The organism is Allomuricauda sp. NFXS6 (genome assembly GCF_040148835.1).
In the GTDB taxonomy this organism is placed as follows: domain Bacteria; phylum Bacteroidota; class Bacteroidia; order Flavobacteriales; family Flavobacteriaceae; genus Flagellimonas.
Map to the genome: position 1 here is coordinate 81,160 of NZ_JAGEMG010000006.1, position 23,929 is coordinate 105,088.

Sequence of the window (23,929 nt, forward strand, 5' to 3'; positions counted from 1 at the left end):
ACTACTTCTTTTTAATCAACGAAGTCAAAATCCCTGCCCCCAAAGCCAATCCAATAAACCCTAACGAAATCCACTCGGGAAATTTAATATGGTGCGCAAGAATAAGTTTTAGTCCTACAAAGCTTAAAATAGCCACCAAACTGTATTTAATATGATGGAACTTGTTTATCATATGCGCAAGGAAAAAATACATGGACCGTAGCCCCAAAATGGCAAAAATATTAGAACTGAATACCAAAAAAGGGTCCGACGTAATGGCCAAGATCGCAGGTACGCTATCCAAAGCAAATAGCACATCGGAAAACTCAATGATCACCAAGGCGATAAACAATGGTGTCGCCGCTGTAATATGGCGTAATTTGATAAAAAACTTTTGCCCGTCCATATGTGAGGTAATGGGCATTATCTTTCTTAGGTTTCGGTAGACAAAAGATTGTTTAGGATTAAAAGGTTTTTGCTTGGAAACCAACATACGGATTGCAGTAAAAATTAAAAAAGCACCAAAAATGTATGTGGTAAACGTGAACTTTTTTATCAGAGCCACTCCAAAAAATATCATGAGCGCCCGAAAAACAATGGCTCCTAAAATTCCCCAGAACAGTACCCTGTGCTGATATTTCTGAGGTATTTGAAAAGACGTGAAAATTACCGCGATCACAAAAATATTATCAATGCTCAAAGACAACTCAATAAGGTAACCCGTGATGTACTTTAACGCAGCATCCATGGGTTCAAGATTGTCCACATTATCTATATTTCCAGTACTGTATAACCAATAAATCACTCCAGAAAAAATAAGGGACATCGTAACCCAAAGCCCCGTCCATAAAGAGGCCTCACGAACACTTATTACATGCGGGTTTTTATTGAAGACGCCAAGGTCCAAAGCCAAAAAAAAGAGAATACCCAAAAGAAAAATAATCCAAACGGTCATAGGCGTAACATAGTAATCATCGAAAATAAACAAAGGAACGGATTCCTGAACCAAAAAAATTATTAAAACTGAGTTCTGGGCAATACACATTGGCCGCCCATCCTTTCAAAACTGTGCTATAAGTTCCACAAACTAAAATTATTGGGGACTAGGGGTTTCAGTGCAAGCCAATAAATATTATGAATTGAATAATTGATTTTGACATGACAGGATATAGAGATTCAGAACAATTAATTACATGGGAAAGAAATCCTCAATATTCTGCCTCCCCTCTACCAAGTCCAAAATAGTGGTTTTTTCAAGTACTTTAATAAATTTGGATTTGTTGGAACCCACAAGTTTATGAAGCACACAGGGATTGTTCATGTCACAGTTCCTAATGCCCATGACGCAAGAATTGACACGCTTTTCACCATCAATGACCTTTACAATGTCCATTAATGTGCGTTTACGGTTTTCGTTGCTTAAATAGAATCCTCCCTTGGGTCCTCGAGTAGATGAAACAATACCATGTCGCGATAGTTCTTGCAACAATTTGGCCAAATAAGCTTCCGGTACATGCACTACCTCAAAAATATCCCTAACCATGATTTTATGGTCTTTATCGGAGTTCAGAGCGAGATAAAGCACTCCCTTGATAGCGTACTTGGATGAGTTGGAGAACATCATATAAAATATTAAACAAAGATTAAAAGATATTTTTATCCTTTTTATGATTAATATCATGTTATAGGTCTGAACCACTATATACTTTTGAAACGAAATTTTAACCGTTGATCAAATGAAAGCAATAGTAAAAAGTATAGCTCTGCTCTTCGCCCTTATTATGATTAGTTGTGGTGGAAAGAAAGAGGAAAAAAAAGAGGAAGGATTTAGCGTACAACGCAAAAAGGCTCAAACAGAACAACCAGCCGAAACCATTACCACTAATGAGGTGAAGCCTTCAGAACGAGTGGATTTGACCACTAAAGGGGTTGGTCCCATCAAAGCAATCGAATTGCCAGCGGAAATTGACCAAGCCATGGTTGAGGAGGGTAAAAAGGTGTACGACCAAATGTGTTTGGCCTGCCACAGAATAGGGAAAAAATTCATTGGCCCGCCCCCTAATGGCATTTTGGAAAGAAGAACTCCCGAGTGGGTCATGAACATGATTTTGAATCCTCAGGAAATGGTACAGCAAGACCCTTTGGCCAAAGACCTTTTTCAAGAGTTCAACGGATCACCTATGTCGAATCAAGGACTAACGGAAGATCAGGCCAGAGCCATTCTAGAATATTTTAGAACCTTAGAATAAACGTTATGAAAACAACCATCAAAATTAGTATGATGGGGTTGTTTTTACTGCTTACATTCTTCATTAGCTGTAAAAACGGACCTCAAAACGAAACAACGGACTCCAGTCAAAACGAGGCCATTATTAATTCGGAAAACAACAAAGGGCAAGCCTTTATAGCCGATGACGAATCCACTCCCAATGTGCTGCAAATTGCCGTTGGATCAGCAGACCATAGCACTCTTGTCGCTGCGGTTCAAGCAGCAGAATTGGAAAATGTATTGGTCAACGCCGGCCCGCTAATGGTGTTCGCCCCTACCAATGAAGCTTTTGATGCATTGCCAGAGGGCACCGTGGAAGACCTCTTGAAACCTGAAAACAAGGATGCATTGGCCAATATTCTAAAATACCATGTAACCCCTGGCAACTATTCAAAAGACTTCTTGATGAATTTCAAAAAACTGGGGCAGGCAAACAATCAAAATGTATCTGTAGAAGTAAAGGACAATGAAGTTTATGTGGGTGGTGCCAAAATAATCGGCAGCATATCGGCCGGAAATGGAATCGTTCATGTAGTGGACAAGGTGATCTTGCCTCCTACTCAATAATAATAATTCTAAAACAAAAATTAATACAATGAAAATCTATAGTCATTTAATTGCGTCCCTGGGAACAGCCTTAATGCTGGTTTCCTGTGGCCAACAAAACAAAAGTTCGAACGGGGCACTCTCATCGAGTGCCGCCGAGAAGGTATACGTTGCTCCAGGTGAGCAGGACGAATTTTACGCCTTTATGTCGGGCGGATACAGCGGAAACCTTACCGTTTATGGATTGCCTTCTGGAAGAATGTTCAAGGAAATACCTGTATTCTCGCAATTCCCAACATCCGGTTATGGATATTCCGAAGAAACCAAGCCAATGCTCAACACTTCGCATGGTTTTGTACCTTGGGACGATGCACACCACCCGGACATATCACAGACCAATGGCGAATTGGATGGTCGCTGGATCTTCATCAATGGGAACAATACCCCAAGAATTGCACGTATCAGCCTAAGCACTTTTGAAACCGAAGAAATTATTGAGGTACCCAATAGTGCAGGTAACCACAGTTCTTCCTTTATCACGGAAAACACGGAATATGTAGTGGCGGGAACCCGTTTCTCTGTTCCCATCCCACAAAGGGATATGCCCATCAATGAATACAAAAGTAATTTTAAGGGGTCCTTGTCCTTTATCAGTGTAGACCCAGAGCATGGTCACATGGATTTAAAATTCCAACTGTTGATGCCTGGGTTCAACTATGATCTTTCCCACCCCGGTAGGGGAAAATCACATGGTTGGTTCTTCTTTACAACCTATAACACCGAAGAAGCACACACCTTGCAAGAAGTAAATTCCTCACAAAATGACAAAGACTTTATTGCTGCGGTCAATTGGAAGAAAATTGAGGAATATGTAAACAATGGCGGTGGTACCAAAATGCCGGCAAACTATGCCCACAATTTATACGATGAAAGCACCCACACGGCTACCACGACCATGAAAAAGGAAGTGTTGACCGTAGATCCCTTAAAAGTGCCGGGGGCCGTTTACTTTTTACCAACACCTAAATCACCTCACGGCTGTGATGTAGACCCTACTGGACAGTACATTATTGGTAACGGTAAATTGTCCGCTGATCTGACTGTTCATTCATTCGACAATATGATAGCAGCTATCGAAGGAGAAAAATTTGATGGAGAAGCTTATGGAATTCCTATTCTTAAGTTTGAAGATGTACTGGCCGGACAGGTAAAAAGTGGCGGATTGGGCCCACTACATACGGAGTTTGACGGAAAAGGCAATGCCTATACTACCTTCTTTATTTCTTCAGAAGTTGTAAAATGGAAATTGGGAACCTGGGAGGTCATTGACAGGAAACCGACCTACTATTCCGTAGGCCACTTGATGATTCCCGGAGGGAACTCCAGAAAGCCTTTTGGCAAATATGTGGTGGCCATGAACAAAATTACCAAGGATAGGTACTTGCCAACCGGGCCCGAAATGGAGCACTCCGCTCAGATTTACGACATCTCTGGAGAAAAAATGGAGTTGATCTATGACTTCCCTACGCATGGCGAACCTCACTATGCCGCAGGAATCCCAGCTGAAATTTTGGCTCCAAAATCAAAGAAAATATATAGGTTGGATGAGAACAAACACCCTTATGCCGTATTATCCCCCACCGACTCTAAAGTGGTACGGGACGGAAACGAGGTACATGTGTATATGTCCACGATCAGAAGCCACTTTACCCCTGATAACATCGAGGGCATTAAAGTGGGTGATAAGGTATATTTCCACATCACCAACCATGAACAGGATTTTGATGTACCGCACGGTTTTGCCATGATAGGACAGAACACCTCGGAGCTTCTGGTTATGCCGGGGCAAACAAAAACCTCTGTTTGGGAACCAAAACAAGTCGGAGTATGGCCTTTCTATTGTACGGACTTCTGTTCTGCGCTGCACCAAGAAATGCAAGGATATGTTAGGGTTTCCCCTGCCAATTCCAACGTAGAGCTTAAATGGTCACTTGGTGAATGATTCGGATTGAGTCACCATTGAATAAAGCGGGCTGCGTCCATGACCTGCCCGCTTTTATTACAAATTGGAACAGTATCAACCCTCCAAAAACCACGCTCAATTTGTAAATTTTTAAATCAAGTAAAATGAAAAAGGCTAGTATTTTAATGATTGTTGGCCCCTTATTTCTATTGGGTTTGTACATCTTTCCGCTCTGGTACATTATATTGGGCGCACCACAGTACCCTGATCCCTTGGGAATGAACATCCATATCAGTGGCTTGCAAGGAGTCAATGAATTTGATATCCAGAACATCGATGGCCTAAACCACTATATTGGTATGCAGACATTGCCCAAACAAGAGGATATGTGGGAATTCAGCACTTTTCCCATGGTAATCGGCATTATGGTGGCCTTGGGCGTATTGGTCGGTATTCTGGGGTACTTGAACAAAATAAGTTACAAGTGGTTTATTGGTTGGTTTCTATTGATGTCCATCCTTGGCATATTGGGCATGTACGATTTCAATCAATGGTTAGTTGATTATGGTACCAATCTTGATCCCAACGCAATCATGAAGTTGACCAATCCCGATGGTACACCCATGACTTATAAACCCCCATTATTGGGTCATGTAAAGATGCTCAACTTTGATGTTACCTCTATGCCGGCCACCGGAGGATGGCTTATGTTCGTAGGTATGATGTTTACATTGACAGCGGGATTTTTGGGGTGGAAAAACAGTAAAAAACCATTAAAACATAAGGTATGAAAAAACGCTTGGCAATATTTATTGTGCTAATCGGCAGTCTAGGATGCACCGTGGCCCCAAAACCGATTGATTATGGCCATGTAGGTTGCCATTATTGCAGCATGACCATAGTGGACAAACAACATGCCGCTCAATTGGTGACCAAGAAAGGCAAAGTCTTTAATTTTGACGCGATTGAATGTATGATGAACCATTTAAAAGATGAGGGTGAATCCACCATGGCCCTTTTCTTGGTCAATGATTTTGACCGTCCAGGGGAACTCGTGGATGCCAAAAAGGCCACCTATCTGGTAAGCGAGAACATTCCCAGCCCCATGGGGGCTTTTCTAAGTGCGTTCTCTGAGCAACAAGCTGCCCAAAATACTTTGGATATGAACGGGGGCGAGCTTTATACCTGGACAGAAATTAAGGACCAATTCAAACCATAAAACCGAAAACAATGACAAATTTGGAACCCTTAAAATGTGAAAAACTCTTAATGGACAATTATGTGGGCCGTCTGGCTTATATTGCAGACAATGAACCCCATGTGGTACCATCGACCTATTTTTTTGATAAGGATGAAAAGAGTATTTTATGTTTCGCCTCCAACGGACATAGGATCAATGCTCTGCGACAATATAACAAAGTCTCTTTTCAGGTTGATCATATCGAGTCTTTTCGCCATTGGGAATCGGTACAGGCACATGGAAATTTTCAAGAGCTTACGGGAGAATCCGCCAAGCAATATTTAAAACATTTTGCGGAAGGCGTACAGCGCACCATAGATCATAAAAATGCTGATCGCCCTCACTTTTTAAGTCATTTTTCCGGAAGGTTGCAAGAAACGGAGATGCCCGTGGTATATCGTATTGCTGTGACCCAAATAACAGGGAAGTCAGTTAATGATTTTATTCAGAATAGATCCAATACAAATTAAAAAAGAAAGGGCTCTTTAAATCTCAAGCACCTCATGTTTTCATTCCATCCACATCAAAAGTATATTTTATACCTGCTGCTATTCTTGTTGGGGCACCATGTTTTGGCCAAAACATGGACCATCTGCAATACTTGCGAGCAGAGTTCCATTAAAAATACCATTGAACGAGCCAGTGCCCATGACACCTTATTGATTCAGAAAGGCACATACAAAGAATTTGAGATTTTGGTGGACAAGCCCTTGGTCATCAAAGGGATTGGTTACCCCATTGTTGATGGCGAAAAAAAGGGGGAAATCTTTAGGATCACATCGGATGATGTTACGTTGGATGGGCTGTTCGTCATCAATGTAGGGGTGAGCTACACCAAGGACAACGCGGCCATACGGGTGGTGCAAAGCAAAAATTTCCTCATTCAGAATATGGTGTTGGAGCAATTGTTCTTTGGTATCTATTTGGAAAAATCATCACACGGCAAGGTCTACCACAATAGAATTATTGGCGAAGCTGTGGACGAATATAACTCGGGCAATGGCATTCAACTGTGGTATTCCTCGGACGTAGAAGTGTCCAAAAACCACGTCCAGGGTACTCGGGATGGTATCTATCTGGAGTTTTCCGACCGAATCACCATCTCCGATAATGTGAGCATGGACAACCTCCGCTATGGGCTACATTTTATGTTTTCCAACCATGATGTGTATACCCGCAACACCTTCGAAAACAACGGTGCCGGGGTTGCCGTGATGTTCTCCAAGTTCATCACCATGAAAAACAACACTTTTCGCAAGAATTGGGGCACAGCAGCCTACGGCATGCTTTTGAAAGAAATCACTGATGCAGAAATTGTTGGGAATATTTTTGAGGAAAACACCATCGGCATTAATATCGAGGGATCTAACCGAATCCAATATAACAATAACGACTTTATAGGCAATGGGTGGGCCATACGAGTGGTTGGAGCATGCTATACCAATAGTTTTAAAGGCAATAATTTTTTGTACAACTCTTTTGATATCTCCTACAACAGCAAACTAAACGATAATGTGTTCGAGGGTAACTTTTGGAGTAGCTACACGGGCTATGATCTGGACAAAGACGGTGTTGGGGATGTCCCTTACCGCCCAGTCAAGTTGTTTTCCTATGTGGTGAACCGTACTCCCGAGACCATTGTACTTTTACGGAGCCTGTTCATGGATATTATTGATTTTTCCGAACGGGTATCCCCAGTTTTTACGCCCGATAATTTAAAAGATGCCCAACCCTTAATGAAAATACGACCATGACCATTGAAATAGACAATCTGCATAAGCAATTTGGTAAAAACCAAGTATTGAAAGGAATAGATCTAAATATTGACAAGGGCCGCATTTATGCCATCCTTGGTCCGAACGGTTCGGGAAAAACCACCTTGATCAAGAGTATTCTGGGTATGGTAATTCCCGACAAAGGAGAAATATCCGTGTTGGAACAATCCATTAAAAAAGGGTGGAAGTACCGCAAAAAAATCGACTACCTGCCCCAGATTGCCAATTTCCCTCCGAATATCAAGGTCAAGGAATTGATCAACATGATCAAGGATCTGAGAAACGCCCCAAGTACCGAAGCAGAGCTTATCGAGCTTTTTGGGTTGGAACCTTTTTTGAACAAAAAACTGTCCACCCTATCTGGGGGTACCAAGCAAAAAGTGAACATTGTATTGACCTTTATGTTCGATAGTCCCTTGATTATTTTGGATGAACCTACGACTGGTTTGGATCCCAGAGCATTGATTCGCTTAAAAGAGTTGATTTTAAAAGAAAAAAACAATGGCAAGACGATTTTGATCACTTCGCACATTATGCAGTTTGTGGAAGAAATGGCCGATGAAATCCTATACCTACTGGAGGGGGAAATTTATTTTAAAGGAAGTATCCAAAAACTATTGGAACAGACCAAACAAACCAATTTTGAACACGCCATTGCGGCCATAACAACGGGTAGCCATGCTTAAAATATTAAAATACAGTTTTTACGATTTGATACGAAGCCGATGGAGCTACGTGTATTTTCTGTTTTACCTTGCCCTTGGATTTGTGCTGCTGTTCTTGAACAACGATGTATCCAAGGCCGTGATTACCTTAATGAACGTAATCATTGTCCTGATTCCTTTGATAGGCACCATTTTTGGAGTGATGTACTACTACAATTCTCGAGAATTTACCGAGCTCCTATTGGCACAGCCTATAAAACGTAGTTCCATTTTTATGGGACAATATTTTGGTGTGGCAGGTTCGTTGACGCTAAGTCTGGTGTTGGGGCTGGGGATTCCATTTGTGTTGTATGGACTTTTGCGAAGCAATGCTATTTTTGATTTTTCCCTTTTACTGATCACAGGGACCTTTTTGACCTTTATTTTTGTGGGACTTTCCTTTGTGATTGCCATATCCAACGAAAACAAGATAAAAGGATTTGGATATGCCGTATTGCTTTGGCTTTTCTTGGCCGTGGTCTATGATGGACTGTTTTTGATGTCCCTGATCATTTTTGAAGAATACCCTTTGGATACCTTTTCCATGGTGGCCACTGCGCTAAATCCAATAGATCTTTCCCGCATATTGATTCTCCTTAAATTGGATATCTCTGCCCTTTTGGGGTATACCGGTGCCATTTTTAAAAAGTTTTTTGGGACGGATCTTGGTTTCTTTATTTCCATGGCAATTCTTTTATTATGGACCATTCTGCCTATCTTGGGTTTGAACTATAAAGCAAGAAAAAAAGATTTTTGATCTTGACCAGCGTAATGTCCCCAAACAACACAAAGTGAAGCATCAGTCGTATCAATTGCATATCCTAATTGCCGTGATTTACTTTCTTGTGGCGGCCCTATTGGGGTTGCTGTTGCGCTCCTACCCTATTTTCGCTTTTGATTTCAACTACAGGTTTGTTGTCCATGCCCATTCCCATATAGCCCTCTTGGGTTGGGTTTATGTGGCCCTAACTACCTTGTTGCATTATTGTTTTGTGGATAAGGATGCGTCCAGCAGAAGGTACAAACGTATATTTTGGTGTACGCAAGCCACCTTGGTGGGTATGTTAGTGACCTTCCCTTTTCAAGGATATGCGCTGTTTTCCATTATTTTTTCTACCCTGTTCCTGATCGTGTCGTATGTCTACGTTTACCATTTCTGGAAAAACATCAACCCAAAATACAGGCACAGCAAAGGATTGCAATGTGCTAAAGCGGCCCTGATATATATGGTAATCTCCAGTTTGGGACCTTGGGCCTTGGGAGCGATCATGAACAGTTTGGGAGCTCAATCCATTTGGTACCGGTTGGCGATATATTTTTACCTCCATTTTCAATACAATGCCTGGATGATATTGGCCTTGGTAGGGCTTTTCATTTATGTTTGGGAACAGCGCGGTCTTGAAATTCCCACAAAAACCTTCGCTCGCTTTTTTATAAGTCTAAATGTGGGGGTTGTGCTCACCTTTTTCTTGTCCACACTTTGGACAAAACCTTCTTTTTGGTTTTATGTGTTGGCAGGTCTGGGAGCTTTGGCACAGCTTTATGCCTTTGCAGTATTATGGGGCATGTTAAAGCGTAACATCGATAAATTATCTTTGTCAAAAGTGCAGTTTTTATTGTTCAGAACAGTACTGGTTTTGATCTGGATCAAAATAGTATTGCAGCTTTTGACCGCTCTCCCCTATTTTGCCAACATGGCGACCAACTATCTTGATCTGACCATTGGGTATCTGCATTTGACCTTTTTGGGCATCATCAGTATTGGTTTATTCTTTTTCATGGATTATTTTACGTTATTTCCAATACCGAAGAAATCTTACGTATGGTATTTTTTGGGGTTCCTTCTCACCGAAGCGCTCATTTTTTATAGGGGTATGGCTGCTTGGCAGCAGTGGAACATCTTCAATGGACATTTAGAAATCTTGGCGCTGCTCTCTCTTTTAATTCCTTCGGGGATTGCAATGATGCTCATAGAAAACCGAGCCTCCAATTAAGTTTTTTTGCATGAGCCTATGCGACCTCCCCTACAATGCCGTATATTTGATTTCGTTCAAAAAAAACTTTTAAAAAAAAATAAAAGACAATTTTATCCGAATTAAATTTTTAGTCTTATCTTTGTACAATAAAAGTTCCCTATGATGTTTTCAAAAGCCTGTGAATATGGTATTCGGGCAGCGGTTTATATTGCGCTGCGTTCCTTGGATGGAAGACGTGTCAGTGTTAATGAAATTGCTGAGGAAATAGATTCGCCCATAGCTTTCACGGCCAAAATTTTGCAACAACTCTCTAGGAACAACATCATCCACTCCGTTAAAGGGCCCACTGGTGGGTTTGAAATTGCTCGGGAAGATATGGATGCGGTAAAATTGAACATGATAGTCAAAGCCATTGATGGTGACAAGATTTATGTAGGTTGTGGTCTGGGACTCAAAGAATGTAATGCCCAGAAACCCTGCCCCTTGCACGACAAATTCGTTGATATCCGTACCGATTTGAGCAAAATGCTAAAAAGTACCAGTTTATTTGAACTGGCCACGGGATTGGAGGTTGGGTTGACCTATTTGAAACGATAAAAAAATTTGAATAAATAAAGGACATTTTTGTCCGATTAATAAAAATATATTTAAAATCATTTATTATGAACGATACCTTGGATAAAACAATAGGGCAAATGGTAGCAGAGGATTACCGAACTGCCCAGATTTTCAAAAATTACAAAATAGATTTCTGCTGTAAAGGCAACCGTACGCTACAAGAAGTTACAGAAAAAAAGGGCTTGAATTTGGACAGCCTCATTGAAGAACTTGATACAATACAAAATCAAGACGAAGGTGACCAACCCGATTTTAAAACCTGGCCGTTAGACCTATTAATCGACTATATCGAAAAAAAGCACCATCGTTATGTGGAGCAACAAATCCCGATCTTGAAGCAATACCTAAGCAAACTTTGCAAGGTACACGGAGCACGTCATCCTAAACTGCTCGACATTTTTGAACATTTCAATGCCTCAGCGGGTGAACTGGCCATGCATATGAAAAAAGAAGAACTGGTGCTATTCCCTTGGATACGTAAAATGGTAAATAATCCTGCAAATTTTGAACACCCGCATTTTGAAACCGTAAAAAGTCCTATCAAAATGATGATGGAGGAACACGACAATGAAGGTGAGCGTTTCCGAAAAATAGCTGCATTGAGTAATGATTATACGCCTCCGGCAGATGCATGTAACACCTATCGGGTAGCTTTCTCGCTATTGCAGGAATTTGAGGAAGACCTTCACCGTCATATCCATTTGGAGAACAACATCCTCTTCCCCAAGGCTGAAATTTTGGAAAACAACGTATTAAGCAACTGATTTTAATAGGTGAGGCACATCCAGTAAACTATTTGGTGTGCCTAAGAAAAAATATCATAATACAAAAACACACAATAATGGAAAATTCAACAACACTTCCAATGACCCATTCTGGAACTGAACCCAAAACAAATGGAATAAAAAATATTTACGGACAAACGTTCAATGAATTCAAAAAAAGGCAATTGGGTTATTCTACCATTGCCATTATAGGACAAAGTTGCCTCGGTTCTGCAGCAGCCATGTTGCTCTTAATGGGAAATATGGAAATGGCCTTAAAAATGACAATCCTCTTTTTTGTTACCATATTCTGTATGGCATTTAACGGAGCTGTATTGGCCCAGTTAAAACCATTGACCACGTTTAATCTTTTGATTTTAAGTATCGTATTCAGTACTTTGGTAATTATTGCCCATATTTTTTAATCCACTTATTATACAAGAACCAATAAAAATGCCACAGCAGAAGGAAATCAAAAGCTTGGAAGAAATAAAGCAATTGGTAGACCTCTTTTATGAAAAGGTCCGGAAAGACGACCTATTGGCCGACATTTTCAACAGGGTAATCCAAGATAATTGGCCCGCCCATTTGGAAAAAATGTATCGCTTTTGGCAAACGGTCCTATTACAAGAGCACACCTATCAAGGGAGTCCTTTTGCACCTCATGCGAAGCTTCCGGTCCATGGCGATCATTTTGATCGTTGGAAGCTTTTGTTTTTTGAGACCATTGATGAAAATTTTTATGGCGATAAAGCCCTAGAAGCTAAGTTTAGAGCAGAAAAAATGGCTGAAATGTTTCAATTAAAAGTTGATTATTTTCAACACAACAAACGAAAAAGGTTCCATGAAGGTTAAGCTTTCAGATATTTTTGTCAAAAAGTCGAATCAATCGGTGTATACCAGAAATCAATTGTTGACCCTTAAAATCAAAAAGAAGTTTATCCAGCGTTTGTCCCTGCATTTGGACATACCCTATATGGAAGGTAGTACCGTGGAAAGCAACCTTTGCTACGCCGAAAACATCCACACCAGGTTAGAATATCGATCCACATTGTCCAAAAGAGACATTATAGCCTATGTAGGCGCTACCTTGGAACAGGAAAGCTTTGATATCAATACCGAAGAAATAACCTTTTCATAACCTGTATGACGGTAATCTATTCTCTTTGATTCCGGTACCAAGAGATTCGGTAGCTATTGTTTAAATCGCTTTCGTCCAAGCTAGTGAATCAGGTCGTGCAACAAGTCACTGATAAGCCATAGATTGTCCTCTCTAGTATTTCATCCCAAGGCTCTCCCAAATATGGAAGCGCAAACAATAAATCTTGTGTACAGGTCCCCAAAGCTTTCGATCTTTATTTATTGCCTTGATAATCCCATCCATGATTTTAGTCTTTCAAAAGCCAGAAACCGAATTCGATTTCTGGCCATCGTTCAAAATATTTGAAGGGAATCCAAGCACGAGTGATATAAAACTATAATTAAACAGCTCCCAACACTCCAAGCATACCATTTACTAAAATACCTTTTGTGTAAACCCGTACAAGCAATCAAAGCCAACGGTATTCTTATCAAAATCCTTCATATCCAAAGAAGCATTAAGGGTGGCTCCCCCTTTAAAATCGGAAAACAACCCTGACCCTGACACTACATTATCCAATGTGTGCTCTTTTTTGATAAAGGCATCCATGAAGGTTGGTGGTGCAGGCACCATGTCTATCCAGTTATGGAGCACCAATATACTTTCTTGTTCATCTTCAAAGAAGAACAATGTATAATTTTCGGCAAACATGCTACCATCCCCAAAAGTTTCGGCATTCACATTGATATCAATAACAGTTCCCATGGTCTCACCTGTCACTGGATTGAACATAGGCATGGTAAATGCATTACCCGATACCTTGAGTTCTGTTCCGGGGAGCGCATAATTTTCAACCAATTCGCCTATTGCCGTTCCTTTTGCATTAATGCTGAACATCAACGGGGCACTTGGTCCTTCATCGACCATATTCCCATTATAATTGTCATTATTGCAGGATATTAAGGCCATTAAGCTAAATGTAAGCGCTATAAATTTTAATACTATCTTTTCCATTGTTAAAAATATTTGTTTGTTTTTTGATTAATTTTAATAATATATGTTTTCCACAGGTACTGGAACCAATCAAACCAAATGAATCAATTCCCTACCCACGACCAGAATAGAAATGCTTAAGATTACATATGCATACCCTTTTTTCAAATTAGATTCCCCTATTCGTTGAGAGCTGTATATACCTATAGCCAGCCCGGTTATAGAAATGGCGGTAAAACCCAACAATAGGATCCAATCGATGTCCACACTCCCCAAATCACCGATAAAACCTACAAAAGATTTTAAGGCAATGATCATAAGGGATGTCACAATGGCCTTCTTCATGGAACATTGCAAAAACACCACGAGCACGGGAACAATTAAAAACCCACCTCCAGTCCCGGTTATTCCGGTAATGGCCCCTATACCCACACCCATCAATAAAATAAAGATTGGACCTTTTTTAATATCCGATGTACTGGAATAAGAAGCCTTTCCCCTTTTAATTGAAAGTATGGCCCCTACCGCCATCAATAGGCCAAAGAACACCATGATTACCATATCACGCGTTATTTGCAGTTCCATAATATTGATCTCAAAAAGAACTGTCGGTATCATCGGTAATATATATTTGCGTACCAGAAATACCGAAACGACCATAGGTATGGACAGGTACAATGCCAATCGCCAATCAATTGTTCGTCTCTTATAATTGAGCAACACTCCTGTCGCAGCGGACATCCCAACAACAAACAAAGAATGTGAGGTGGTGGAGTGCATATCCATTAGGAATATATAATTGAATATGGGAACTGCCATGGCCGACCCTCCACTGCCGGTAATTCCCATGACCAGTCCAATGATAAATGCTCCCGCATAACCTATCAATTGAAAAGTTTCCATTGTTAAACAGTTTTAAGAAATGGACATATTAACCCAAGAGGGTGTCTAGAAAACAACAAAAGTTTGAATTTGTCAGGTCGATCCCTTCGGCTACGTTCAGGATAAACTAAAGTCGAAACCCATTGATTATCAACCTACTTTAGGTTCTCGACTGCGCTCGAACTGACAGCCAACTAGCTTTTAAGACATCCTCTTGGGATTTAGAAATTATAAATTGAAGAAATTATCTATCCTCCGGCATAGATGTAGGAGCAACCGTGTTGCTGTGCACGGCCCAAGGCCCATACCCCGGAAGGAACCAATTGAATGTCAGGCAGTAGTGCATCCACCCACTCCCCATAAACCTTTTTGGGGTCCAACCCTTTTTTCTGTGCTGCAACACTGGAGCAAACGGTCAGTGCAAGATTGCATACACAAAACATGGCCCCACGTTCCTGCAATTGCTTGATACCATCTATACCTGGCAAGGGCATATCCCCTTCCTTTGGTTCGTAATATGGGTTTCGCAAAGCAGGTCTCTGGGTGGCATTGTCCTTTATTTTAAACACCTTCCCAAGTTCGTACTTTTCCCAGAGGTCCGAATGCAGGCCAAAAGGAATCGCATCGTGCCTCAGCACGGTCATCGCGGTAATGTCACTATCTGCCGAACCTGTTTCATTGTTGGATAGATAATAGGCCCAGTTCCAAATTACGGGAAAGCCACCATGCGGCATGGATCCATCAAATACCATCCTATGTGTGCCTTTGATTTTTTTGAACCATTGTTCTGCATCCCCTTCGATTAACGGTGGGTCTCCCAACGACGGGTCCCTTAAGTACCATGACTTCAACGGAGCTGGAACCGAAGCCATTGCACTGGCCGTGGCCCCTAGAGCCAAAGCTCCAACGAACATTCTTCTTGATTGATGATTTTTCATTGTTATTGAATTTTGATTAAACTATTTTTCTATATACCGTGACATCCAATTGAGAAGGTTTCAGCTTTACCATTATCGTTGATTAAACGAGATTTATGACTGGGCTTGCTGAGCTATTTCTTTATATTATCTTTTATCTCATCTGAATGCACTGTATAATTTTTAAACCGTCTATACGGTGCAAATATATAATTTTATTTATACCATCCATACTGTTTAAGTATTTTTTTTATTTTTGTATGTAAATCCCCCTGAGAAATGCCAAGAGACGGAAAACCTACACGCGACAAAATTTTAAAGCACAGCAAAGATTTGGTTCTTGAAAGAGGCTTTAGTGGAATGAGCATAGATATGATCATTCAAAGGAGCAGTATCTCCAAAGGAACATTCCTCTATCATTTTAAAACCAAGAATGATCTGGCCATGGGCCTGATGGAAGAATACATCCAACAAGATGAAAGAGAAAGAATTGAGGCCTTAAAGCACGTAGAGGGTATCAAAGACCCTTTGAAACGTCTGCTTGCATTCATCCAAGTTTTTATCGATGCCTTCGAAAAGTTGAATGAGCCTTTCCCCGGTTGTCTGTATGCCTCTTACAGTTATGAACCCGTATTGTTCGACCAAGGGATCATGAAGGGCATTACCGATGCATTTTATAGGTGGCAACATACCATCGAGGCAATGATTACCGAAATCCAAGAACAGTACAGTTCTGTTATGCCGATAGACAAAAAGGCCTTGGCCCTTCACTTTACAACAGTTTTTGAAGGGGCTTTTATTATGTCCAAAGCTTTGAATGATGCCAAGGTGACAGCAAATCAGCTAAAACAATATCAAAATTATATCAAACTGCTTTTTAAAAAATAGCCTTATCCGCATTCAATGCTAGCGCAGCCCTACCCTTGTTTAGGAAGGCTACAATGAGATATTGTATCTCCACAACAAACCATTACATCTCCTGATGTATTTTTATAAAAGTCTTATCAATTTCGATGTTATCTTTTATAAACTCAACTGGTAATCCGTTAATTCTCTCTTTAAGTTCAATTAGCAATTTTTCATTGAAATCAATACCTTTTACCATGAAACCGATTTCTCCGAATGAAATATTTCACACACCGTTTCCTGCCCTTAAATCAATTATAAACCTGTTTTATGACATTTAACACCATGAATTTTCAAAAATTTACGAATAACCATAAAGTGTTTAATGGACAAAAGGAACCCATGATAGACCCCACTATTTTAGAGTTTACACTGGATTGATAGAGGTTATATCTGAAATAGGTTGAACAATGAGTTAAAACCACGCCATCCACCTTTGGTTGGCTGCGGATCTACACAAACCCTAATGATTCATCCTTAACGCAATGCCTATTCCTTCAATGATTCCGCCACAAAATCAATCCATTGATATACGGGAATGGTTTTATCCATATAATAATCTGGTTGAATACCCTTATCATCAATAGTCATTTCGGGTATTCTCATACTTCTTGACAAACAATAACCCAACTCTAGTTCCCCACAAGGCGAGTTCACAAAATACATATTGGAAATATCCAGGACCCCTGCTGTTGTCCTACCAAATAATTTAACTTTTTTGCTTTGTTTCGCCGCCAATAAGAATTGTTCGGCCGTACTACCGTTGTTTTCATTAATTATAATTCCAATTTTTTTTGGAAAAGGATAAATGGTATCGTAGGTAGTTATATTCACAACATTTGAATCCAAATCAACAAAACTACCCAGTTGTGTTTCCAATTTGTCAAAAGCTGCTCTCGCCCATTCTTTCTCCTCGTTATCCAGGTCGTAAATAGGGTTGTTGATAAAGTCCAACATTCGCTGATTGTTCAAGGGTGTTGATAGCAATTCAACACCAACAGTTCGTATGGGATTTGTATATAACAGGGGCAAAAGTTCCTTAAAACTTCTATCACTTCCGCCTCCATTATCCCTTATATCAATAATGAGGTTGGGACTATTTAAAATGGTTTCCTTGTTTGCAGCAATAACACTGTCAATAATAGTTTTTTTAGAACCACTGAATGTTGGGATTCTTAAATATCCCGTGTGGTCATCAATAATGTCAAAATAGGGTTTATTGGTAGAGATTACTTCAAAATAACGGTCAATTTCAGGCTTGCTATCATATCTGGGAGCCGCTCTTTGGAGTGTAACAAAGCCTGCTTGTAGATAATTGTTCCCCAAAAGGGTCGTAGTGGGAAAATCCTTTTTAGTGTGATCCTGCATATAATAAACACAGGAATTATCTGGTTTTATTTTGAATTTAACCTGACCTTTGGTCCAATATACGCCATCAGCTTCAATAATGAACCCCACATATTCGTCCTTAATCTTCTTAACGCCTATTCGATAGGGTTTGGAAACCCAAATACCTTCATAATCCACTTCTTTTTTGGAATTAAGATATTGCGTAAATTTCTCTATGTCTACAGCTACACTCTCTGTATCCTTGTATTGTTGAATAATTTTTTTATCATCTATTTTTGCTTCAGAGTTTTGGCCCAGCATTCGCAATGAAATATGGCCTAATCGAAAAAAAGTAAGCCATTCCTTAATGGATTGCAAACATTCCTTGGAGTTTTCGGCTTCCTTAATTCTTTGGATAAAATCTTCGTTATGGGATTGATAGGCTTGTTCTCCCTTGTTCGATATAGCGTAAGCAAATCCAGCATCGTTTTCCTCAAAAGTTTTTTTTACCCAATTAAAATTTGATTCACAATCACAGTTTTGGGAAAAAAGAATGAACGGGAATACCAAAAAGGCAGTAAAAATTATTTTCTTCATTTTTGATTGATTTTGTACAAAGAGGATACGTATTCCGTTTTGTTACAGTTGGTGTTTTTCCATTAAAAATCTGATGGTTCAAGAGCAAATGGTCGATGTTTATTGCAACTAGGATATACTATTCCCTATTAGTTTCTGCGCAATAAAAAAAGGGCCAAGACCATATAATAACGTCTCAACCCTTAATAATACTAGTGATTGCGATAGGGTTCGAAATCCATTCGCCACCCCTTAAATTTGTAAGCTTTTGCCCTGCCTATTTTTTGTGACTAACCGAATTATTGAGCACTGGTGGGTTGCTTTTTATAAAACATAATTACTTTACATACGCCCGCATTGCGTATTGATATTAATGGAAACATCTTATTTAGTTCTCTTTATTACATTCAGCTAGCCAATATATGCTTTTAACAGCAGCTATTGGGAAAGCCTTTCCGTGATCGGCGGACTTTATAACCTCGTATTCCAACGATGTATTTTTGTGTTTAGATTTATTTATCATGGTAACAAGGCCTTTAGCTTGTTCAATTAAATCTTCTCTTTCCAATTCTCCAGTGGATATAAAAATATTGATCTCTACATCATGTATTTCTGGAACAGTATTAAAATCATAGTTATAAATAAAAGAATCGTCCAATAACGTTTCTGGGCTACCGAGTATGTAGTTTTTGAAGGTTGAAGGTTGTGTTAACAATATGTAGGCCTCAAATGTTCCTCCAAGTGAATATCCAAAATACGTTCGGCTATTAGGTTTAGTTCTATACTTTTCTTCAACGTACTTGATCACATCATTTTGAATAAAATTTAAATGATTCAATGCCTCGCCACTTTGATATTTCGGATGCTCTTTTTGTCTTTGAATCATTTATAGGAATTACTTGAATCTTGGACAATGCCAAATTTGTCCTTTTTGTTATAAGAGAATCATTATACACATCGCTCTTTTGGGCAAAAACTGTAGAGGACAATAAAAATGCCAGTAGTAATAACAAGTTAACGTTTCTTAGATTCATTAATCTCGTTTTATAGCTGCTAACCATTGTAAAATCTCTTGATTTGTTTCTTCTGGCAATTCTTGTTGAATATGATGACCGCAATCTAAACTAACCACCTCCAGATTAGGTGCAAAGTCTTTTAAGGTTTTAGATTTTGGAATCACATCTTGTTTTCCGTAAATCATTAATGTTGGATGCTCAATCCTTGGCTTCAAATCTGTCAATAAATGCCAATTACGATCCAGATTTCTGTACCAATTTATACATCCGGTAAATCCCGACTTTTTAAATGACTCTATAAAAACTTCTAATTCAGCATCACTCATTAAAGCTTCACCAAGCGGTTTTTTTGCTTTGGCAAGATTTATTATTAACATCCCTGGTTCTGGTGGTGCAAGTGGTACATTCTTACGAAATAAATTTCGTAGGAAGTTTTCTGTGTTTTTTTCCAAAATCTCATCTGCGACTCCTGGTTGTTTGTTGAAATGTACAAAATAGAAATCTTCACCTAAAAACGCTTCCATCACCTCTAACCAAGGTCTATCCCCACGATCTTGATAGGGTAAAGCAAGATTTATCACTTTATGTACACGTTCTGGGTGCAATAGAGCTAGATGCCATACTACATTGGCTCCCCAATCATGCCCCGTGAAAATTGCTTTGTTATAATTATAATGCTGTAATAAGGCTACTAAATCATCTGTCAGGTTTATAATATCATATGCAGATACCTCTTTCGGTCTGGATGAATTACCGTAACCTCTCTGGTTAGGAATAATCACATGATAACCTGCTTTTACTAAAGCTGGAATTTGATGGCGCCAAGAGAATGCGTGTTCAGGAAAACCATGGCACAATACAATTGGGTTTCCCCTATTTTCAATACCTGCTTCAAAAACTTCTAATTCAATACCATTTATTGGAATTAGAGTTGACTTAGGAAAGCTTACGGTTTCTTTTATTGATTTCATAATACTATTCGCTTTTTGCTAGAATTAATTCTTCAATTTTTTTAAAATCTTTTGCATCTGGTACGTGTTTAGAATCTTCCAATAAAACAGCCTCTTCTAAAGAAGGGAACAGTTGCTTAGCACGTTTTATCATCTTTTTGCCCGGAAACATGATGTCTTGTTCTGCAGCGAAAATTGTGATAGGTGTTTTTATGTTTTTCCCTGAATTTTTAGACATTATTGGTAGCGGTGAAAAATCCATATTGCAGTTTTGAAATACCGTTGACATGAAGACCAATGCAAAACCATCATATTCAGAAAAAAGAACATCCATTACCTTTTTAATGTAAGCCTGATTATTTGTTTTGATGAATTTTTTCAATGGAATAAACATTTTCCATAGGTTCAGAATCGGGTTGCCATTTACAATATAAACGGGTGCAATTAAGAACACTTGTTTAATAGGCGTTTCGTTATACTCCAATGCTTTTAAACTGATTAAACCTCCAAAGGAAAAGCCGACCAAGGTCACTTCTTTCAATCTTAGTTTTATAATGACCTCTAAAAGCCATTTTCCATAATCCAAAGATTTCATGTCCAATCTGTTCTCAGCACTTTTATTGGGTTGCGCCAGTACATCTACTGTATACACACTATATTGTAATGCTAAATGGGGAAAGGACTCAAGAATCTGAGGTGCACAGCCTCCCGTACCATGTATTAATACAAGTGGTGGTAAGGTAGTATCACCAACACATAGAACGTTGGTTTTACCATACTTGGTATCCACCAATTTTTCGGAGTAATCAATGTTAAGTTCTTTAAGTTTTCGATTGTAGAGACTTAAAATTTTTGATTTACCTTCATTTGATTTAAAAAACATTTGCTGTTCGTTTTTTGATTGATGATTGGAATTGATGTATTTAGAATACTAAGACGAATGATGCTGAATTATAGTTACTAAAAAAATAATCTCAAGCATTTAAAAACATCACAAATACAACTATTATTAATAATGGATTGTAGTTTCTAATTGTTTAATTTTTTTTCTAGTGTTAGGTAAAGTCGAAAATATAAAGGGTGGCGACCAAATAAGAGCTACGACTTTATTTATGTTTTTAGCAATAGTTTATTTTTCAATGATTAAGTTTTCCAAATACCTAAGCGCAGTAGCTACTAGATTCTTTCGGTTTTTGGCCTTTGCATTAAAAGAGTCCAAAGTCGCTCTGTTCAATTTTCTGCCCTTCACAAAAACATTGGTGGGATTTTTAAGGGTAGACAACTTAACAAGTGGGTTTTCATCCACCAACAACAAATTAGCAATCTTACCTTTTTCAATAGTTCCAAGCTGATTCATCATTGCATGTGTTTGAGAAGCATTTACAGTAGCTGTTTTCAACACTTCGTAATTGGAAAGGCCAGCTTCTTTGTAAAAGTCCAGTTCTTTGTGAATTGAAAACCCTGGAAGGGTAACTCCAATACCGCCATCAGTACCACAAATTATAGGTACTCCCGCTTCATGTAGCTTTTTAACAATGGTCATGTGAAAGTCATGCTGTTTTTTTATCCGCTCAACTGTAGATGGATCTTCTTGCTTGGCATTAAACCAACGGTCAAATTGTCTTTTGCTGTCATCCATTTTAATAAGTGGATTCATATACTTCAATGATTCTGAATCTAGAATTGAATCATCCATCATCATCTGATAAATATTATTGAATACCGTAATTGTAGGACAATAACTTGTGTGTTTGGATTGCGAAATGGAATCAATTATCGGTTGCAGCTTAATGGTATCCAAATCAAACTGTAAAGGTTGCTGTACAATTTCTTCAGCATGTTCAATGGATTTGATTTGTGAATTCAAATGATATGAAAATGGGACTTTTTGAGAAGGATGAGCCACGATATCCATTTCAGAAATTATGGCTTGTTCAATCACAGCATCAAAAACTTCTTTATCCAATCCATAATACGTTTTAATGAAATCGTAACCTCTGTCTTTATATGAAATTACCTTGTCTTTAGCTTCACTCGGATTAGTCAGATTTAAATTGTCATCACCAATGAATTCTGAGCCCGTTAGTTTTGGGCCTGTCGTAAAAAACGATGGTGAAAAAATGTTTTCTTCCATTACATCTTCTTTAATTCTTAAATGCATGGGCATGCCCCAAAGATTTCTAACTGCTGTTACACCATTGGATAGGTATAGTCCGAGTTCATATCTATCCCACACATGCACGTGCATATCGATAAGTCCAGGTATTAGATACTTATCCTCCCCGTCAAAAATTTGAATTCCATCGACCTCAATAGTATCACCAATCTTTTCAATAATCCCCTCTTTTATATACACCATTTTATCAACTAAAACAGTGTCTTGGTTCATTGGGATAACATTGACGTTCTTAATGAGATAAGAGTTATTGGATACTGATTCATTCTTATCAATCTCGAGATAATTAGTTCCTGATGAATCAATCCAAAGTGTAATGATTCCTATTAGCACAAGCAAGCCAATGAGAGCGAGGACAATTTTTAAAATTCGTTTTACTATTTTCATTTGTCCAATTTTTAATTACGTTTATGTGCAAGGATAGTTACGTGTTTAAGGAACCAACTTACTAGAAATGGAACGAACTAGAGGAAAACCCTTAGAAGTTACAGAAGTAGCCGAGAACAGCGCCATTACTTATAGTCATTTTTTTTCGCCGTTTTAATTTACTTTTACTCATTTACGAGGTCTTAGTCCAAAAATCAGTAAATAACCTATCATCCAAAATTCACCAATGGTTGCAGGTAGAGTAAGAAATCTATTGAAGCTAAAATCAATTCCTGAATAGCGGATAACCGTAGAGATTAGATAGCCAATACCACCTAAAATAATAACTCTTCCTAACCAGAGGGGCATTCTTTTAGATTTGATGACTATATATCCCATAGGAAACAGCCAAAGCCCAAAGAAAAGACCACCAATACCCCAAGCATTTGAAATTATAATTTGAAAAACCTGAATGAGTATAACTTTATCTTCCGTAGCACTTATATCAGAATTGACAACACCTATAGCAGAAGCGATTGAAATTGCACTTATCATAATGGCTAAAGCATTCACCATACCCCAAATACCAAGAGTCCAAGCTTCCCATTCATAATCATCTTTGAATAATTTGTAAAACCAAACTGCGGTAAGTGCTTGAGATATTACGATAGCAAACTCTAAAAGCAACCTAATTCTTGCAGTAGATTCTAATTCTATTAAATTCGTTAGCGTTTGTTCAGGGTTACCAGACACAAATATTTGAGAATGAAAGACCATAAATCCCAGAATTCCTGAAATAGCCATCATTAAGTACCATACGCCAGTTATTCTTGCAGTTTTAATCAATTGTTTTTGTTCTGTATTTACAATCATAATTTATTTGATTTTAATATTTATACTAAT

The 23,929-nt window shown here is 38.9% G+C and carries 27 protein-coding genes; 16 read left to right on the forward strand and 11 right to left on the reverse strand.

What is annotated here, in order from left to right:
- Window position 1: 1 nt before the first annotated feature.
- Entirely contained in the window at window positions 2-934 is a 933-nt protein-coding gene (locus J4E06_RS10390) for a TerC family protein (RefSeq protein WP_349523998.1), read from the reverse strand.
- Window positions 935-1,168: 234 nt separating this feature from the next.
- Complete coding sequence (locus J4E06_RS10395) at window positions 1,169-1,603, reverse strand: RrF2 family transcriptional regulator (RefSeq protein WP_349523844.1); 435 nt, start codon at window positions 1,601-1,603, stop codon at window positions 1,169-1,171.
- A 112-nt stretch (window positions 1,604-1,715) separates the two neighbouring features.
- Between J4E06_RS10395 and J4E06_RS10400 the strand changes: the two genes are divergently transcribed.
- From J4E06_RS10400 to J4E06_RS10470, 15 genes are all read left to right on the forward strand, one after another.
- Window positions 1,716-2,228 carry a c-type cytochrome gene (locus tag J4E06_RS10400; protein WP_349523845.1) on the forward strand — a complete coding sequence of 171 codons (513 nt, stop codon included), beginning with the start codon at window positions 1,716-1,718 and terminating at the stop codon, window positions 2,226-2,228.
- Between the two features lie 5 nt (window positions 2,229-2,233).
- Window positions 2,234-2,815 carry a fasciclin domain-containing protein gene (locus tag J4E06_RS10405; protein WP_349523846.1) on the forward strand — a complete coding sequence of 194 codons (582 nt, stop codon included), beginning with the start codon at window positions 2,234-2,236 and terminating at the stop codon, window positions 2,813-2,815.
- A 73-nt stretch (window positions 2,816-2,888) separates the two neighbouring features.
- The gene (gene nosZ, locus J4E06_RS10410) at window positions 2,889-4,796 is read left to right on the forward strand and encodes a Sec-dependent nitrous-oxide reductase (protein WP_421813725.1); all 1,908 of its coding nucleotides are present in this window, start codon (window positions 2,889-2,891) and stop codon (window positions 4,794-4,796) included.
- A 125-nt stretch (window positions 4,797-4,921) separates the two neighbouring features.
- Complete coding sequence (locus J4E06_RS10415) at window positions 4,922-5,548, forward strand: hypothetical protein (RefSeq protein ID WP_349523848.1); 627 nt, start codon at window positions 4,922-4,924, stop codon at window positions 5,546-5,548.
- Window positions 5,545-5,976, forward strand: a complete 432-nt coding sequence (locus J4E06_RS10420; RefSeq protein ID WP_349523849.1) for a nitrous oxide reductase accessory protein NosL — start codon at window positions 5,545-5,547, stop codon at window positions 5,974-5,976. Before J4E06_RS10415 ends, J4E06_RS10420 begins: the two co-directional genes overlap by 4 nt.
- An 11-nt stretch (window positions 5,977-5,987) precedes the next feature.
- A complete protein-coding gene (locus tag J4E06_RS10425; RefSeq protein WP_349523850.1) occupies window positions 5,988-6,467 on the forward strand; it encodes a pyridoxamine 5'-phosphate oxidase family protein in 480 nt (159 codons plus the stop codon).
- Between the two features lie 33 nt (window positions 6,468-6,500).
- Window positions 6,501-7,751, forward strand: a complete 1,251-nt coding sequence (locus tag J4E06_RS10430; RefSeq protein WP_349523851.1) for a nitrous oxide reductase family maturation protein NosD — start codon at window positions 6,501-6,503, stop codon at window positions 7,749-7,751.
- Entirely contained in the window at window positions 7,748-8,458 is a 711-nt protein-coding gene (locus J4E06_RS10435) for an ABC transporter ATP-binding protein (protein ID WP_349523852.1), read from the forward strand. Before J4E06_RS10430 ends, J4E06_RS10435 begins: the two co-directional genes overlap by 4 nt.
- Window positions 8,451-9,233: an ABC transporter permease gene (locus J4E06_RS10440; RefSeq protein ID WP_349523853.1), complete on the forward strand. Its 783-nt coding sequence runs from the start codon at window positions 8,451-8,453 to the stop codon at window positions 9,231-9,233. The genes J4E06_RS10435 and J4E06_RS10440 overlap by 8 nt, the downstream gene beginning before the upstream one ends.
- A 34-nt stretch (window positions 9,234-9,267) precedes the next feature.
- Window positions 9,268-10,470, forward strand: coding sequence for a hypothetical protein (locus J4E06_RS10445; protein ID WP_349523854.1), 1,203 nt, complete (start codon window positions 9,268-9,270; stop codon window positions 10,468-10,470).
- A 144-nt stretch (window positions 10,471-10,614) separates the two neighbouring features.
- Window positions 10,615-11,049, forward strand: coding sequence for an RrF2 family transcriptional regulator (locus J4E06_RS10450; protein ID WP_349523999.1), 435 nt, complete (start codon window positions 10,615-10,617; stop codon window positions 11,047-11,049).
- Between the two features lie 65 nt (window positions 11,050-11,114).
- Window positions 11,115-11,834, forward strand: a complete 720-nt coding sequence (gene ric, locus J4E06_RS10455) for an iron-sulfur cluster repair di-iron protein (RefSeq protein ID WP_349523855.1) — start codon at window positions 11,115-11,117, stop codon at window positions 11,832-11,834.
- Window positions 11,835-11,911: 77 nt separating this feature from the next.
- Window positions 11,912-12,259, forward strand: a complete 348-nt coding sequence (locus tag J4E06_RS10460; protein ID WP_349523856.1) for a hypothetical protein — start codon at window positions 11,912-11,914, stop codon at window positions 12,257-12,259.
- Window positions 12,260-12,287: 28 nt separating this feature from the next.
- On the forward strand, window positions 12,288-12,689 hold the full coding sequence (locus tag J4E06_RS10465) for a group III truncated hemoglobin (protein WP_349523857.1): 402 nt from the start codon (window positions 12,288-12,290) through the stop codon (window positions 12,687-12,689).
- Window positions 12,679-12,975 carry a hypothetical protein gene (locus J4E06_RS10470; RefSeq protein ID WP_349523858.1) on the forward strand — a complete coding sequence of 99 codons (297 nt, stop codon included), beginning with the start codon at window positions 12,679-12,681 and terminating at the stop codon, window positions 12,973-12,975. The genes J4E06_RS10465 and J4E06_RS10470 overlap by 11 nt, the downstream gene beginning before the upstream one ends.
- A 375-nt stretch (window positions 12,976-13,350) precedes the next feature.
- On the opposite strand, the gene J4E06_RS10475 is transcribed toward J4E06_RS10470, so the two are convergent.
- From J4E06_RS10475 to J4E06_RS10485, 3 genes are all read right to left on the reverse strand, one after another.
- Window positions 13,351-13,929, reverse strand: a complete 579-nt coding sequence (locus J4E06_RS10475; RefSeq protein ID WP_349523859.1) for a hypothetical protein — start codon at window positions 13,927-13,929, stop codon at window positions 13,351-13,353.
- A 69-nt stretch (window positions 13,930-13,998) separates the two neighbouring features.
- Complete coding sequence (locus J4E06_RS10480; RefSeq protein WP_349523860.1) at window positions 13,999-14,811, reverse strand: sulfite exporter TauE/SafE family protein; 813 nt, start codon at window positions 14,809-14,811, stop codon at window positions 13,999-14,001.
- A 227-nt stretch (window positions 14,812-15,038) separates the two neighbouring features.
- Window positions 15,039-15,728 carry a Tat (twin-arginine translocation) pathway signal sequence containing protein gene (locus J4E06_RS10485; RefSeq protein WP_349523861.1) on the reverse strand — a complete coding sequence of 230 codons (690 nt, stop codon included), beginning with the start codon at window positions 15,726-15,728 and terminating at the stop codon, window positions 15,039-15,041.
- Between the two features lie 258 nt (window positions 15,729-15,986).
- Here J4E06_RS10485 and J4E06_RS10490 point away from each other — a divergent pair, with 258 nt between their 5' ends.
- Window positions 15,987-16,595 (forward strand): TetR/AcrR family transcriptional regulator, encoded by a 609-nt coding sequence (locus J4E06_RS10490; protein WP_349523862.1) that lies wholly within the window; start codon window positions 15,987-15,989, stop codon window positions 16,593-16,595.
- 507 nt (window positions 16,596-17,102) lie between these two features.
- Here J4E06_RS10490 and J4E06_RS10495 read toward each other — a convergent pair.
- From J4E06_RS10495 to J4E06_RS10520, 6 genes are all read right to left on the reverse strand, one after another.
- Window positions 17,103-18,539, reverse strand: a complete 1,437-nt coding sequence (locus tag J4E06_RS10495) for a S41 family peptidase (RefSeq protein ID WP_349523863.1) — start codon at window positions 18,537-18,539, stop codon at window positions 17,103-17,105.
- A gap of 367 nt (window positions 18,540-18,906) precedes the next feature.
- On the reverse strand, window positions 18,907-19,404 hold the full coding sequence (locus J4E06_RS10500) for an alpha/beta hydrolase (RefSeq protein ID WP_349523864.1): 498 nt from the start codon (window positions 19,402-19,404) through the stop codon (window positions 18,907-18,909).
- A gap of 147 nt (window positions 19,405-19,551) precedes the next feature.
- Window positions 19,552-20,505, reverse strand: coding sequence for an alpha/beta fold hydrolase (locus tag J4E06_RS10505; RefSeq protein ID WP_349523865.1), 954 nt, complete (start codon window positions 20,503-20,505; stop codon window positions 19,552-19,554).
- 4 nt (window positions 20,506-20,509) lie between these two features.
- Window positions 20,510-21,367, reverse strand: a complete 858-nt coding sequence (locus J4E06_RS10510) for an alpha/beta fold hydrolase (RefSeq protein ID WP_349523866.1) — start codon at window positions 21,365-21,367, stop codon at window positions 20,510-20,512.
- 246 nt (window positions 21,368-21,613) lie between these two features.
- Window positions 21,614-23,047, reverse strand: a complete 1,434-nt coding sequence (locus J4E06_RS10515; protein WP_349523867.1) for an amidohydrolase family protein — start codon at window positions 23,045-23,047, stop codon at window positions 21,614-21,616.
- Window positions 23,048-23,215: 168 nt separating this feature from the next.
- Window positions 23,216-23,899, reverse strand: coding sequence for a DUF4386 domain-containing protein (locus J4E06_RS10520; RefSeq protein WP_349523868.1), 684 nt, complete (start codon window positions 23,897-23,899; stop codon window positions 23,216-23,218).
- Window positions 23,900-23,929 lie beyond the last annotated feature (30 nt).